Source organism: Pseudomonas sp. NPDC086112, assembly GCF_044746425.1.
GTDB lineage: Bacteria > Pseudomonadota > Gammaproteobacteria > Pseudomonadales > Pseudomonadaceae > Aquipseudomonas.
Genome location: NZ_JBIVCD010000001.1, coordinates 252,951 through 266,953 on the forward strand (window position 1 = coordinate 252,951; position 14,003 = coordinate 266,953).

Genomic DNA, 14,003 nt, shown 5'->3' on the forward strand with positions numbered 1-14,003 from the left:
GCCTCTGATGTCTGCAACCTCCGCCAGCCACACCTTGCGGCTGCCCTCCATCGACAGCTTGCTGCGCCATCGCGCCTGTCAGGCGTTGGCCGAGCGTTATGGGCGTGATGCGCTGCTGGCCGGTTTGCGGCAACTGCTCGATGACTTGCGTGAACCGGTGCTCAAGGGTGAACTCAATGCCGTTGAAATAGCCCCCGATGTATTGGCGGGCAGGGCAGGCGAGCGTCTGGCGATCCAGCATCGCAGCCAGGTGCGGCGGGTGTTCAACCTCACTGGCACGGTGCTGCACACCAACCTCGGTCGCGCGTTGTTACCGGAGTCGGCTATCGAAGCCGTTCAACTCGCCGCCCGCTATCCGCTCAATCTGGAATTCAACCTGCACAGCGGCAAGCGTGGCGACCGGGATGATTTGATCGAGGGCCTGATCCGTGAGCTGACCGGTGCCGAAGCGGTGACCGTGGTCAACAACAACGCCGCCGCCGTGTTGCTGACACTCAACAGTCTGGGCGCGCGCAAGGAAGGCATCATTTCCCGTGGTGAACTGATCGAAATCGGCGGCGCCTTCCGCATTCCCGACATCATGGCCCGCGCCGGGGTGCGGCTGCACGAAGTGGGCACCACCAACCGCACCCATGCCCGCGATTACGAGGCTGCGATTGGTCCGCGCAGCGGCCTGGTGATGCGCGTACATGCGAGCAACTATTCCATCGAAGGTTTCACCGCCCGGGTGCCGACAGCTGAATTGGCGGAGCTGGCTCACCGTCACGGGCTGCCGCTGCTGGAGGACCTGGGTAGCGGCAGCCTGCTGGACCTGACTCGCTGGGGCTTGCCCGCCGAACCGACGGTGCGTCAGGCGTTGCTCGATGGTGCGGACATCGTCACTTTCAGCGGCGACAAATTGCTCGGCGGTCCCCAGGCCGGGTTGATTGTCGGCCGCAAAGACCTGATCGCGAAGATCAAAAAGAATCCGCTCAAGCGCGCACTGCGGGTCGACAAACTGACCCTGGCCGCCCTCGAAGCTGTATTGGCGTTGTACCGCGATCCTGATCGATTGGCCGAGCGCCTGCCGAGTCTGCGCCTGCTGACCCGCCCCCAAGCCGACATTCATGCCCAGGCCGAACGCCTGCAACCGTCACTGGCACAGGTGTTGGGTGACGGCTGGAGCGTCAGCGCGGTACCGGCGCTGGGCATGATCGGCAGCGGCAGCCAGCCGGTGGCGCGACTGCCCAGCGCCGCGTTATGCCTGCGGCCCAACGTCTCCAAGCGTCTACGCGGGCGGCGATTGCTGGGGCTGGAGGCCGCGTTTCGCCGCCTGCCGATTCCCGTGCTCGGGCGCATCGACGGTGATGCGCTTTGGCTGGACCTGCGCCAACTGGATGACGAAGCCGCATGGCTGGCCCAGATCGATCAACTAAAGGAGGAGGGCCAGGACGGGTGATTGTCGGCACGGCGGGGCACATCGATCACGGTAAAACCTCCTTGCTCCAGGCACTGACCGGCCAGGCCGGCGACCGTCGCCGGGAAGAACGCGAACGCGGCATGACCATCGACCTCGGCTATATCTACGCGGCGCTGGAACCGGGCGCCGCCCTGACCGGTTTTATCGACGTGCCCGGTCATGAGCGCTTCACCCACAACATGCTGGCCGGGGCGCAGGGCATTGATCTGGTGTTGTTGGTGGTGGCGGCTGATGACGGCGTCATGCCGCAGACCCGCGAACATTTGGCGATCGTCGAGTTGCTGGGCATTCCTCGGGCACTGATTGCAATCACCAAATGCGACCGCGTCGACCCTGCTCGTGTGCAAGCCGTCCGGGAACAGATCGAGACATTACTGGCGCCCGGACCTTATGCCAACGCGCCGCAAATCGCGCTGTCGAGTGTGACCGGCGAGGGTGTCGAGACGCTGCGTCAGGCCTTGCTGAGTGCGCAACATGAGGTGCTTCAACGCAGCACCAGCGGCGGTTTTCGCCTGGCGATTGATCGGGCGTTCAGCGTGGCCGGCGCCGGTATCGTGGTGACCGGCACCGCGTTGTCTGGCCAGGTGGCCGTGGGCGATACGCTGATGTTGAGTCCGCTGGGCAAACCCGTGCGGGTGCGAGGCCTGCATGCGCAGAATCAGGCGGCTGACAGCGCGACGGCCGGGCAACGAGTCGCACTGAACCTGAGTGCCGAGCGTTTGGCCCTCGAGCAGATTCACCGTGGCCACTGGTTGTTGGCCGAATGGCTGCATGCGCCGACCCAGCGGCTGGATATCGAGATGACCTTGCTGGCCAGCGAAGCGCGAAGCTTCGAACACTTTCAACCGGTACACGTGCATCTCGGTACTCAGGACGTGACGGCGCGGGTGGCGTTGCTGGAGGGCGCCAGCCTGGCACCGGGTGAGCAGATGTTCGCACAACTGCTGGTGAATGCGCCGGTGCTGGCGGTGAAGGGCGACCGCTTGATCCTGCGCGATCAAAGCGCCCAACGCACCCTCGGCGGTGGCCGGGTGCTTGACCCGTTCGCCCCGGCCCGACACCGCCGCAGCCCCGAACGATTGGCGCAGCTGCAAACGCTGGCCACCACGACCAGTCTGGAAGACGCACTGCCGACGCTGCTGGCCAACAGCGACACCGGGCTCGATCCGCAACGCCTGGAACGCCAGTTCAACTGTCCGCGCAACACGTGGGTGTTGACCGAAGACGTGCGCTTGATCGATACGCGGCAGGGGCCGTTGCTGTTCAGCGCTGCCCGCTGGGAAGCCCTGAAAGCGCCGCTGCTGGAACACCTCGCACGTTTTCATCAACTGGAACCGGATCAAATGGGACCGGACAGGGATCGCCTGCGTCGCTTCGCCGGCACCGCGCTGGACCGACCGACCTTTATCAGCCTGCTCGACGAATTACTGGCCAGCGGTGCGATCGTCGCCAGCGGTCCGTGGCTGCATTTGCCGGACCATCAAGTGCGTTTGAGCGAGGATGACGAAACCCTGTGGCAACAGCTACAGCCGCTGTTTGAACAAGCGGGTTTCGATCCGCCATGGGTACGTGACTTGGCCAAAGTTGCTGGCCGTGAAGAGGCCTCCGTGCGCCTGCTGCTGCGCAAGATGGCGCGGCTGGGTCTGGTGCATCAAGTGGTTCGTGACTTGTTTTATACCGAGACGCTGCTGCGCCGATTGGCGGCTATGCTGGTGCAACTGGCCAGCGATGACCCGGTGATACAGGTCACCGCGTTTCGCGATGCTGTGGGCCTGGGGCGCAAGCGCAGTATTCAGATTCTGGAGTACTTCGACCGAATCGGCCTGACCCGACGCTTTGGCGACCGACGCCACATTCGGCTCGACAATGCATTGGCCCAACAAACAGAAAACTGAGTTCAAGGAAGGCAATCGCGCCCGGTGGCGCGGCCGGGCTTCAAACCCGGTTGGGGACGGCATCCGTTCCCGGGCAGGTTCGACTCCGGCTGCCTTCCGCCATTTATTGCGGTAGAACACAGGGGGCCGGCAACGCAACAATCCCTGTGGGAGCGGGCTTGCTCGCGAAGACGGCGGCACAGTCAACATTGATGTCACCTGATACACCGCTTTCGCGAGCAAGCCCGCTCCCACAGGTTCTGCATTCATAATTGACTTGCGTTAGGAACCCCATTGAAAGCGCCCCAACAAACACAACTATGACCTACGCTTATTCCCAGACGCATGTTCAACCAACAGGGGCTCCCCCCTGATCGAAAACAACAAGAACAGCTATCCGGAGACGACTCATGTTTGCATTGGCCCGTCGATTCAGCAGCAACCTCGCCGTTTTAGTTACCGCCGCCGCGCTCGCCTCACCGGTTTTTGCGCTGGATACCGTCAAGTTCATGGCCCCAGGTTCAGTCGGTGGTGGTTATGACCAGACTGCACGGGTCCTGGGCAAAGCCATGGTCGAGGCGAAAACGGCAAAGTCCACAACCTTCGAGAACAAGGGTGGCGCTGGTGGGACCCTGGGGTTGGCGCAATTTGCCAATGGCACCAAGGGCGACGCCAATGCCCTGATTGTGGTCGGCGCGATCATGGTCGCGGCCATCGAGCAGAACAAACCGCAAATAACCTTGAAAGATGTGACACCGATCGCCCGGCTGTTTACCGAATACAACGTGATTGCCGTGCGTGACGACTCGCCATACAAAACCCTGGCCGACTTGCTCAAAGACTTCAAAGCCAACCCGTCCGACATCAAATGGGGCGGTGGCTCCAAGGGGTCGATCGACCACATTGGCATCGCCGAACTGGCGAGCAAAATGGAGGTCCCTGTCAACAAAGTGAACTACGTCGCCTTCGCCGGTGGCGGCGAAGTCGTCGCTGCGGTGCTGGGTGGCCATATCACGGTGATCACCGGCGGCTACGCCGAGCTTGCCAAATACGTCCAGTCCAAACAGTTCCGCTTACTCGCCATCGGCGCGCCCAACCGCGTTGAAGGCATCGATGCGCCGACGCTCAAAGAAAGTGGCTATGACGTGACAATCGGCAATTGGCGGGGCGTTTACGGCGCCGCGGGCCTGACGCCTGAACAGCGCAAAGAACTGACCGAAGCCGTCCTGACCGCCACCAAAAGCACTGTCTGGCAAGAAAACGTAAAAACCAATGCATGGTCACCCAGCATTTTGACCGGGGATGACTTCGGCAAATTCGTCGAAGAAGAGCATGGGCGCCTGCGCGCGATGCTGGTCAAGGTGGGGCTGCTTTGAGATGGCCGGGCGCTGGAGAGTCATGCCGACCCAACTGGCGATTGGTTTAGGTGTCGTCGCCATCAGCGCGGTATTGGCGATCGGCGCCTCGCGGTTTCCTCCCGAGATGGGCTTCGTCATCATGGCGGCGTACGTCTATCCCTACGCCGTCGCGGCGTTTCTGGGCGTCGTCGGTCTGTTGATGTGCTATCAGGCGCTCACGGGTGGTTTTCGCAACCTTGGCGACGATCACGAAACCACCCAGGCTCAGCCCGGCGGCAAGGCCGGAGCGACCTGGGTCACGGCGGGGCTTGTGGGCGTTGCCTTGCTCATTACCTACATCGGCTTCGTATTGGCGGCAGCATTGCTGTTTGCCTGTTCTGCACGGGGTTTTGGCAGTCGCAGCCCGCTGCGGGACCTGGCCATCGGCATCGCCCTGACGCTGCCGATTTACTGGCTTTTCACCGCCGGGCTAGGGGTTTCCCTTCCGCCCCTGGTCAACGCCTGGATCTGATCCGGGCCCTAGGAGGTCGACAAGGTGGACATTCTCTCGAGTCTGGCAACCGGCTTCGGTGCCGCGTTGGCGCCGATCAATCTGATGTGGGGTTTTATCGGCTGCCTGCTGGGCACCGCGATCGGTGTTTTGCCGGGGATCGGACCGGCGCTGACGGTGGCCTTGCTGCTGCCGATCACCGCCAAGGTCGATCCTACCGGCGCGCTGATCATGTTCGCCGGCATCTATTACGGCGCTCAGTTTGGCGGCTCTACCACCTCGATTCTGCTCAACACTCCAGGGGAATCGTCCTCCATGGTCACGGCCCTGGAAGGCAACCTCATGGCGCGCAACGGGCGGGCAGGCCCGGCTTTGGCGACGGCCGCTATCGGTTCATTCGTGGCCGGTACCATCGCAACAATTTTGCTGACCCTGTTCGCCCCCCTTGTTGCTACGCTGGCGCTGAAGTTCGGGCCGGCGGAGTATTTCGCGATTCTGGTGCTGGCCTTCACCACGGTGTCGGCGGTGCTCGGTGCGTCGATGCTGCGCGGCTTTGCGTCATTGGGCATTGGGCTGACCATCGGCTTGATCGGCCTGGACTCGACCTCGGGCATTGCCCGCTACACCATGGAGGTGCCCGAACTGGTCGATGGCATCGAAGTGGTGCTGGTGGCGGTCGGCTTGTTTGCCGTCGGTGAGGCCTTGTATAGCGTGCTCTACCAAAAGGAAGAAACGGGAAGCCGACATCGCCTGACCTCGTTGTGGATGACCCGTGCCGACTGGAAACGCTCGATTCCCGCGTGGCTGCGGGGCACTTTGATCGGTTTTCCCTTCGGGTCGATTCCGGCCGGTGGCGCGGAAATTCCGACGTTCCTGTCGTATTCAACCGAACGCAAACTCAGCAAGTACCCGAAAGAGTTTGCCGCCAGCAAAGGCGAGGGCGCTATCGAAGGTGTCGCTGGCCCCGAGGCGGCGAACAATGCAAGCGCCACCGGTTCTCTGGTGCCATTGCTGACCCTGGGCATCCCGACCTCCGCCACGGCGGCGATCTTGTTGGCCGCGTTCCAGAACTACAACCTGCAACCGGGGCCGCTGCTGTTCCAGACCTCGGGTGAACTGGTCTGGACGCTGGTGGCCTCGCTGTACATCGGCAATACCATCCTGCTGGTGCTGAACCTGCCGTTGGTGGGCCTGTGGGTCAAACTCTTGCAGATTCCACGACCGTACCTGAACGCCGGCATTCTGGTGTTCGCGACCATCGGCGTATACGGCATGCGCCACTCGACGTTCGACCTGTTTCTGATGCTGGGCATCGGCTGGGCGGGGGTGTTGATGCGGCGTTTCGATTTCCCTGTCGCCCCGGTGATCGTCGGCATGCTGCTGGGCCCGATGGCGGAAAAACAACTGCGCAACGCGTTATCAATCAGCCAGGGGGACTGGATGATATTTGTGACGCAACCCATCGCGGCCTCGCTTCTGGTGCTCACGCTGTTGGTGTTGCTGGTTCCGTACGTGCTGCATAAACGCGGCATCAAATTGCATGAGGATGATTGACGGATGATTGCCTAACTCCGTAACGCGATCTGTAGCAGCTGCCGAAGGCTGCGTTCGGCTGCGCAGCAGTCGTGAGTCCAGCCAACGCGGTCTGCCTGTAGAAACGGCGTTGCACGGGAGGAGGGGTTCAAGACTGCTGTTTAGCGGTGTAGCGACGGACGCCTTCGCGAGCAAGCCCGCTCCCACATTTGATCGCTGGCATGCACAAATAATGTGTTCACAGAAAATCCAGTGTGGGAGCGGGCTTGCTCGCGAAGAGGCCGACACATCCAGCATTGCCATCGCCTGACACCCCTCATCTCGCCACAAACGGTTTGCAGTGTTTGTGGGAAACAGCCTTCAGCCCCGATAGCGCAGCGCATCCACCAACAGCGCAAACGCCGGCGATGCCTGACTGACGCTGGGGGCAGGATCTGTTCGGCAGACAGGCCTCGATCGGTGAATACTTTCTTCACTACGCCGGCGGCCGATGAGGCTGCGATCTTTCAAAGCAGCCAACGCCTATTGACTGCCTTGCCGCGCAGAAATCAGAAACGAAACGCTTGTCGTCCGACCAGTAGCCATTTGCCTTTCTGTTTCTGCCAGATCTGGAAGTTCTCGATTTCCGTGGGAACGATCTCTTCCCCCTTGATGGCTTGTGCCGAAAAATGATGCCGGACCAACGCCACATCACCCGACAGCGTGATGGTCTGGCCCTGCATTTCGAGTGTCTTGAAAGCGCTTTTTCCGGTTTCGATGTCGGCGATGAACGCTTTCTTGTCCTGGATTTTCCCGCTGGAATGGCCGTAGGTGAGGTTTTCAGCGGTGAGCGCATTCAGCTGGGGAATATCCTTGTGCAGCATCGCTTGAGTCAGATGGTCTACCGCTACGGCGACATCCTTTTCGCCCGAGGAGGGGGCTGCCATCACATAGCCGCTGAAGAGGCACAAGAAGCCGATAAGCAATTTCGTTTTTTTCATGGGTATTTTCCTTGTTGTTATGGAGATGACAGACGAGAGATAGGCGTCTCGTCTGTCATCGTACAACTTAGCAGGTTTTTGTTGCGAGATGCATCCAGCCAGTCAATGAAACGCAATCCTGTGGGAGCGGGCTTGCTCGCGAAGACGGCGTCACATTCAACATTGATGTCGCCTGACACATCGCTTTCGCGAGCAAGCCCGCTCCCACAGGTTCCGCTCCCGCGAGCGCGTTTTTTATCACTTCATCATCTGCTTGGAACTCCCCGCCAGACACCCTCGTCATCTGCAATGAAGCACCACCGCGGACATACCGCGGGCACTTCCTGACGTGTTCATTACGAAGGCGAGGGATGACATGACTATTCCAGACAGCAGAACCGGACAACCGGATGCCCCTCGGGATCCCGCAGGCTCCGAACAAAACTTTCAGCATTTAAAGGAGGAGGTTACCGAAGCGATAGGCGGTGCGCGGCATCAGGCCGATGAGCAGTTCGGCCAGTACCGCGATACCGCAGCGGACCAGATTGAAGCATTGGCCAGAGGCGCCCAGTCAGTCGTTTCCGAGATCCGGACGAACGATACGTTTGGGATGTCCGATTACCTGGCGGACATGGCCGAGAGCATGAGCAGCCTGGCGGGAAAACTGCGCAGCAAAAGTGCCGAAGAGCTTCTGCACGATGGCGCTGATCTGGCGCGGGACAATCCGGGGTTGTTCATTGTCGGCAGCATCGCGGTGGGGTTCGGTCTGTCGCGGTTCCTGAAAGCGGGCACGGCGACTCTGCCGACAACCACCGATCGTGAGTTTGCCGCCCAGAGCAGCACTGCCACGTTCACTGGCGATGGCTCGCAAGGACTTTATGAAACGTCGATGCCGTCCGGAGGCGAGCTGTCGCCCGGGTTGGCCTCTAGCATCACGCCGTCCTCGCCGAGCGCGCCCGACCATCGTGGCGACAGTTCCTCAATGCCGGGGTCCAGCCCCTTCACAGGAGAACGGTGATGAACAGAAACGATCCAGAACTGCAACCCACACCACCCGTCACACCGTCTGTCACGACGGCTGATCATGACGCTTCCGTGGTCGGTTTATTGCGGCAGTTAACCCGGGAAGTACCGGCGTTATTCACCAAGGAGCTGGCGTTGGCCAAGGTGGAATTGCAGGCCAGCCTGACGACGTTGAAAGCAGGGATTGCCGGGGTAGCCGGCGGCGCCATTGTGCTGCTCGCCGGGTTCATCATTGTGCTGATGGCGGTCGTCTATGCCTTGAGCCTGGTGATGGCGCCCTGGCTGGCTGCGCTGATTGTTGGCGTCGTGGTGATGGTCATCGGGTTCGTGATGCTGCAGGCAGGCAAAAAACAATTCGAACCTTCCCACTTCAAGCCTGATCGCACCCTGGACGCGCTGAATAAAGACCAGGAAGCCCTGCGGAGGAAAGTGTCATGAAGCGAGAATTCGAAACCGAAGCGGCCAAGAGCCCGGAAACCATCGAGCGTGAAATCGATGCGCAACGGGAAAACATCGGGCATATCGTCGACGCGCTGGAAAGCAAGTTTACCCCCGGCCAGATGTTTGATCAGGCGCTGCTGATGATGCAAAGCAACGGCTCGACCTTCCTGACCAACCTGGGCACCAGTGTGCGCAACAACCCCGTGCCCGCGGTGCTGACCTCGGTCGGCCTGATGTGGTTGATGATGAGCCAGAATCGCCCGCCAACGCCCAGGGAATATCGCGTAGAGCCGAATGTCGACTGGACCGATGACTTGGCCGAAGGGCTCACCGATGGCATGGACAGCGCCCGACAGCGTCTGCACAACACCACTGATTCGCTCAAGGACAGCTATCAGGCGGTCAAGGGTAAGGCCGCGCACCTGAGCGATAGCCTGCATGCGAAGACCGATCACCTCAGTCACGCCGTCCATGACACCAGTGATCGTCTGGCGCGCAGGACTCATGAAATGGGTGACCAGTTCAATCATCTGCTCAAGGAGCAACCACTGCTGATGGCGGCGATGGGTATAGCGGTGGGAGCGTTGCTGGGCGCGGCGCTACCTACCACCGCAACGGAGCGCCGTTATCTGGGCAGGACCAGCGCAAGCCTCACCAGCAAGGTCAAACAGCAAGCACGGGAGGGCTATGAGGCGGTGCGCGAAAAGGTGATGGAAACCACAGAGCCCCACGAGGCAATCGCGGGAGAAACAGGCGAGATGCGCAAGACCGCGTCCGAAACCCCGGCCGATCTGTCACGTGGCTTGGGGACTTCTTGACAGGTATCAGGGCAAGGCGGGAGGTCTGAGGCACAGACGTCCCGTCGAGCCCGGTTTATCGGCGCCTTGAAACAACCATGACGAGGTACACATCATGATTGATGAATCCACAGGCATGACCCCAGGTGTGCGCTACGAAATCGAGAACCGCGAAAGGGTAGAACCGTTTGCCGGTTTTTTTCTGAACGGCAAGTATTACCTCACGCCCGAACTGCAAACGGCCATCGGCTGGCTTGAGGGCAATCGCTTTATCTACGATGTACTTGATCCCGAGGGCGAGCCGGTTTTCAAGGATCGTGTGGCCGGCACTATCAAGGATTTGAAACTCACATTGAGTGACGGAATGCCCCTGGATATTTACCCCATTGCGGGCACCTGACTTATCGGTATCGGGGCCGTCTCGAACGTGCGTCAGCCGCCACTGATTTTCCAGTGTTTGACGTTATCGGCAAACACCATCTGATGCATTTCGTGGGCGATTCCGTAGGCCAGGGATTCATGCGCCGCAATGACCTTCTCTTCCGCTGAAAGGCAATGAAAAATGTCCAGTTTGGTATCCGCGTTGGCGGTTTCCAGGGCAAAGATTTGCACATAACGCGCGAGGTCGTTATCCAGGCTCAAGAGGTATTCGCGCAGGCGTTGATGGTCGACCGAGCTTTGGGGGAAGTACCAATTCATTGGGTGAATCAGAAACCGCGAATGGGGCGCGGTGATCCGTCGGCCGGCGGCCAGGTACATGATGATGCCCATCGACTCGATGTTGCCGGCATTGATCGCGCACAGCGGCACCGGCAGGGATTTGAGGAAGGTGTAGAGGGCGAAGCCGAAGTTGGTGCTGCCGCCGCTGGTGGAAAGATTCAGCAGCAAGGAGGAGGCGCCCTGGTCGATGGCGTCGAGGCAGCAGTCCCTGAAGCGTTCCATCGTGCCCTGATCAATCTGGCAATGAAAGTGGACGATGTGCTCTGTCATCGACGTACCTCCACACAGGATAAATGAGAGAGCTGACAGTTCAGCGTAACTGCTTGAATGATGCCAGACCTCAACGCGCTTTTCTTTCATCAATTTGTATAAGCGGACCCCTCTTTTATACTCGTTTTACTCACACCCATTAGTCGCCGCATCAGGAGTTTTCTGGAACTAATCGTCCCAATCCGCTTGTCGCAAGAACGACAGATCAGTTCAAACTTTCAATCGCAGAAAACCTCGGAATTAGACGAGCCGACGACGAAGGCTCGTGAATAACAATGAGGAGAACGGAAATGGCTAACACCGGAAACAAGAACCCAGGCAATTTTGCCAATGACCCTGGAAAAGCCTCCGAAGCCGGTAGAAAAGGCGGGGAGTCGGGCGGCGGTATGATGAACGATCCGCAACGCACCTCCGATGCCGGCAAAAAAGGTGGACAGGCCTCAGGGGGCCGTCAATCCAGCGATACCAATCGTCCTGGCAGCGGACAGGGAGGAGGACGCCCAGGCAACTTTGTCGAAGACAGAGAGAAAGCATCTGACGCAGGCAAAAAAGGAGGAGGGCAAAATCCCGGCAGCGGGCGTAAACCCTGATGCCGAGTGAAATACATCAAGCCCCGCTTATGGCGGGGCTTGGTTTTATCCAGGTCAGATTCCTGACGCCGCCAAGTTTCCTGAAACCATCAGGAGTGATCTGGCCGCAACTATCGGTTCAAGTAATAGTGACAATCAAGAAACGCGAGTTCTGGTTTGTTGGGCAAAGGTGGAAAATCGCCCCCATCGAAGACGCTGCTCAATGAACCAGACTTTTTATTTTCAGGACTTCACCGATGCGCCCTTTATTTGTTCCTGTCATGGCTTTCGCCTCCTTACTGTTGGCCGGTTGCGCCTCCGCACCGAACGACCCGACGCTGACCTTCCAGACGAAAAAAACGCCTGCCGAGTACGCCGACTGCGTGATACCGAAGTTGCAGGGCAGCGCACTGAACCCTACGGTCTCGCAAACCCAGCGCAGCTACCGGATCGTGGTGCCGAGCAAAGTCGCGGCAGACAACGTTCTCGAAGCCTACAAGGCCCCGAATGGCGGCAAGGTGTTTTTATATGAGCGCCACTTGCTGGCATCGAACTTCATGCCTTCGAGTTTCGAACGTGCCGCGCAGGAATGCCTGTAACCGGTAACCGCTTTTAAAAATGCTCCTTTGGTTGGCCGCAACCAACCCATTTTTTGTCCCGTGCCTCATTCGGTCACGGGACTTTTTTTTGCGTGTAGATAGTTGAGCCGTAATGTTCTCCATAGCAGTGATCGAGGAGTTCGCCCATTTACCCGGACGGGCTCCTCTCATTGCATCACATACCGCCCCGGTGCCGACTCAAGTGCCGGATGTTGCGCGCTCCCCGTGCTCAGCACTGAAGGCTGGCGTTCTCCGGCGTGTTCGGCCAGCCAGACGAACCAGTCATTCCACCAGCTGCCCGGATGCTGCTGGGCATTCTTGAACCAGGTTTCAGGGTTCTTGGTGACGCGATTATTGGTCCAGTAGTGGCGTTTTTCCTTGGCCGGCGGGTTGATCACCCCCGCGATATGCCCTGAGGCGCCGAGTACGAAACGCTTGGTTCCAGACAGTAGCTCGGTGCTGGCGTAAGCGCTTTTCCATGGCACGATGTGGTCGTCATGGGTGGCGAGGATGTACGCCGGGGCATCGATGGCGCGCAGGTCCAGCTTGACCCCGCAGCAATCCAGTTCGCCGGATTTCAGATCGTTCTGCAGGTAGGTGTGGCGCAGGTACCAGCAGTACATCGGTCCGGGCAGGTTGGTGCTGTCGTTGTTCCAGAACAGCAGGTCAAGGGGTATCGATTTTTGCCCCTTGAGGTATTTGTCGACGTTGTAGTTCCACCACAAGTCGTTGGGGCGCAGCAGCGAGAATGTATTGCCCATGTCCTCGCCCTTGAACAGGCCGATGGGGCCGTTGAGGCCGCCGATGGTGCGCTCGCGATAAGCCACCAGTTGCTCGTCGACGAAGATGTCGATGGGGCCGGTATCGAGGTAGTCGAGGAAGGTGGTCAGCAGGCTCACGCTGGCGATCTCTTTGTCGCCACGGGCCGCCAACACGGCCAGCGCCGAACTCAATAACGTGCCCCCAATGCAGAATCCCACGCAATTGGGCCGTTGCTCGCCGCTGATTTCACGGGTCAGCTGCAGGCCTTTGATAATCCCGGTTTCAATCAGGTCATCCCAGGTGGTGCCGGCATGTTCCTGGTCGAAGTTGCGCCACGACATTAGAAACACCGGGTGGCCTTGCTGCAACAGGTGGCGAACCATCGAATTGTCGGGGCGCAGGTCGAGGATGTAGTACTTGTTGATTGACGGAGGAACGATAAATACCGGGCGCCGGTACTGGGTTTCGCTTTGCGGATAGTACTGGATGAGCTGGAAGAGTTCGTTCTCGAAGACCACTTCGCCGGGGGTGTTTGCCAGGTCGACGCCCACTTTGAACGCGCCGGCGTCGCACTGGCGCATCTTGCCTTCCTGCAGGTCGCTGGCCAGGTGCATCAGGCCTGTGAGCAGGCTGCTTCCTTGGGTGTCAACGGCCCGTTGCAGCGCATCGGGGTTACTGGCCAGAAAATTGCTCGGCGCGCCGGCGGCGATGGCTTGTTCCGCCAGATAGAGCAAGCGTTGACGCGGTTTCTTGCCGTCGATCGGCAGCTGATCGAGCAGCTTCAGCAGAAAGCCGGCATTGAGCAGATAAAACGCCGCGAGGGAACCGAACAGCGGTTGGCTCCAGTTGCCACTGGCGAAACGTCGATCTTCAAAGCTGAAGGGCTGACCGGTCAACAGACGCTGGCCGAGTTCACACCATTGTTGCTGATAGTCCGATTGGAGGCTGTCCAGGGTTTCGCGTGGCAGCTCGAACCAGGCGTTGTAGTCCTGCCCGGTAAACCAGGGATTGGTGCTGACCCAGAGCCTTAATTGTTGCACTGCAAAGGACGCAATGAACGGAACCTGGCCCGACCAGAGCGTGTTTAAGGTATGCGCGTTGTCCATGGAACTCCTTGCCCACATGAATAAAACCGGGCAGAAAAAAACC

The 14,003-nt window shown here is 59.6% G+C and carries 14 protein-coding genes and 1 tRNA gene; 12 read left to right on the forward strand and 3 right to left on the reverse strand.

The window, feature by feature from the left end:
- The first annotated feature begins 7 nt into the window (after positions 1–7).
- The 6 genes from selA (at position 8) to ACIPLA_RS01120 (ending at position 6,735) form a co-directional block, all read left to right on the forward strand.
- On the forward strand, positions 8–1,438 hold the full coding sequence (gene selA, locus ACIPLA_RS01095; RefSeq protein WP_401170684.1) for an L-seryl-tRNA(Sec) selenium transferase: 1,431 nt from the start codon (positions 8–10) through the stop codon (positions 1,436–1,438).
- On the forward strand, positions 1,435–3,354 hold the full coding sequence (selB, locus tag ACIPLA_RS01100; RefSeq protein WP_401170685.1) for a selenocysteine-specific translation elongation factor: 1,920 nt from the start codon (positions 1,435–1,437) through the stop codon (positions 3,352–3,354). The genes selA and selB overlap by 4 nt, the downstream gene beginning before the upstream one ends.
- Before the next feature lie 6 nt (positions 3,355–3,360).
- Positions 3,361–3,456, forward strand: a tRNA-Sec gene (locus ACIPLA_RS01105).
- Positions 3,457–3,743: 287 nt separating this feature from the next.
- A complete protein-coding gene (locus ACIPLA_RS01110) occupies positions 3,744–4,709 on the forward strand; it encodes a tripartite tricarboxylate transporter substrate binding protein (protein ID WP_401170688.1) in 966 nt (321 codons plus the stop codon).
- A gap of 1 nt (position 4,710) precedes the next feature.
- Complete coding sequence (locus ACIPLA_RS01115) at positions 4,711–5,202, forward strand: tripartite tricarboxylate transporter TctB family protein (RefSeq protein WP_401170691.1); 492 nt, start codon at positions 4,711–4,713, stop codon at positions 5,200–5,202.
- A 24-nt stretch (positions 5,203–5,226) separates the two neighbouring features.
- On the forward strand, positions 5,227–6,735 hold the full coding sequence (locus ACIPLA_RS01120) for a tripartite tricarboxylate transporter permease (protein ID WP_401170694.1): 1,509 nt from the start codon (positions 5,227–5,229) through the stop codon (positions 6,733–6,735).
- A 527-nt stretch (positions 6,736–7,262) separates the two neighbouring features.
- Here ACIPLA_RS01120 and ACIPLA_RS01125 read toward each other — a convergent pair.
- A complete protein-coding gene (locus ACIPLA_RS01125; RefSeq protein WP_192344654.1) occupies positions 7,263–7,694 on the reverse strand; it encodes a nuclear transport factor 2 family protein in 432 nt (143 codons plus the stop codon).
- A 355-nt stretch (positions 7,695–8,049) separates the two neighbouring features.
- On the opposite strand from ACIPLA_RS01125, the gene ACIPLA_RS01130 reads away from it, so the two are divergent.
- From ACIPLA_RS01130 to ACIPLA_RS01145, 4 genes are all read left to right on the forward strand, one after another.
- Positions 8,050–8,691, forward strand: coding sequence for a hypothetical protein (locus ACIPLA_RS01130; protein WP_401170696.1), 642 nt, complete (start codon positions 8,050–8,052; stop codon positions 8,689–8,691).
- Positions 8,691–9,134 (forward strand): phage holin family protein, encoded by a 444-nt coding sequence (locus ACIPLA_RS01135; RefSeq protein WP_123494695.1) that lies wholly within the window; start codon positions 8,691–8,693, stop codon positions 9,132–9,134. The genes ACIPLA_RS01130 and ACIPLA_RS01135 overlap by 1 nt, the downstream gene beginning before the upstream one ends.
- Positions 9,131–9,955 (forward strand): DUF3618 domain-containing protein, encoded by an 825-nt coding sequence (locus ACIPLA_RS01140; protein WP_401170698.1) that lies wholly within the window; start codon positions 9,131–9,133, stop codon positions 9,953–9,955. The genes ACIPLA_RS01135 and ACIPLA_RS01140 overlap by 4 nt, the downstream gene beginning before the upstream one ends.
- A 94-nt stretch (positions 9,956–10,049) precedes the next feature.
- Entirely contained in the window at positions 10,050–10,334 is a 285-nt protein-coding gene (locus tag ACIPLA_RS01145; protein ID WP_401170700.1) for a hypothetical protein, read from the forward strand.
- Positions 10,335–10,366: 32 nt separating this feature from the next.
- On the opposite strand, the gene ACIPLA_RS01150 is transcribed toward ACIPLA_RS01145, so the two are convergent.
- Entirely contained in the window at positions 10,367–10,924 is a 558-nt protein-coding gene (locus ACIPLA_RS01150; RefSeq protein WP_123494699.1) for an ATP-dependent Clp protease proteolytic subunit, read from the reverse strand.
- A gap of 290 nt (positions 10,925–11,214) precedes the next feature.
- Here ACIPLA_RS01150 and ACIPLA_RS01155 point away from each other — a divergent pair, with 290 nt between their 5' ends.
- Together ACIPLA_RS01155 and ACIPLA_RS01160 are read left to right on the forward strand one after the other, a co-directional pair.
- A complete protein-coding gene (locus ACIPLA_RS01155) occupies positions 11,215–11,514 on the forward strand; it encodes a KGG domain-containing protein (protein WP_218394966.1) in 300 nt (99 codons plus the stop codon).
- A gap of 236 nt (positions 11,515–11,750) precedes the next feature.
- Entirely contained in the window at positions 11,751–12,092 is a 342-nt protein-coding gene (locus tag ACIPLA_RS01160) for a hypothetical protein (RefSeq protein WP_218394967.1), read from the forward strand.
- Positions 12,093–12,259: 167 nt separating this feature from the next.
- Here ACIPLA_RS01160 and phaC read toward each other — a convergent pair whose 3' ends face one another.
- Entirely contained in the window at positions 12,260–13,960 is a 1,701-nt protein-coding gene (phaC, locus tag ACIPLA_RS01165; protein ID WP_401170704.1) for a class I poly(R)-hydroxyalkanoic acid synthase, read from the reverse strand.
- Positions 13,961–14,003: the final 43 nt, after the last annotated feature.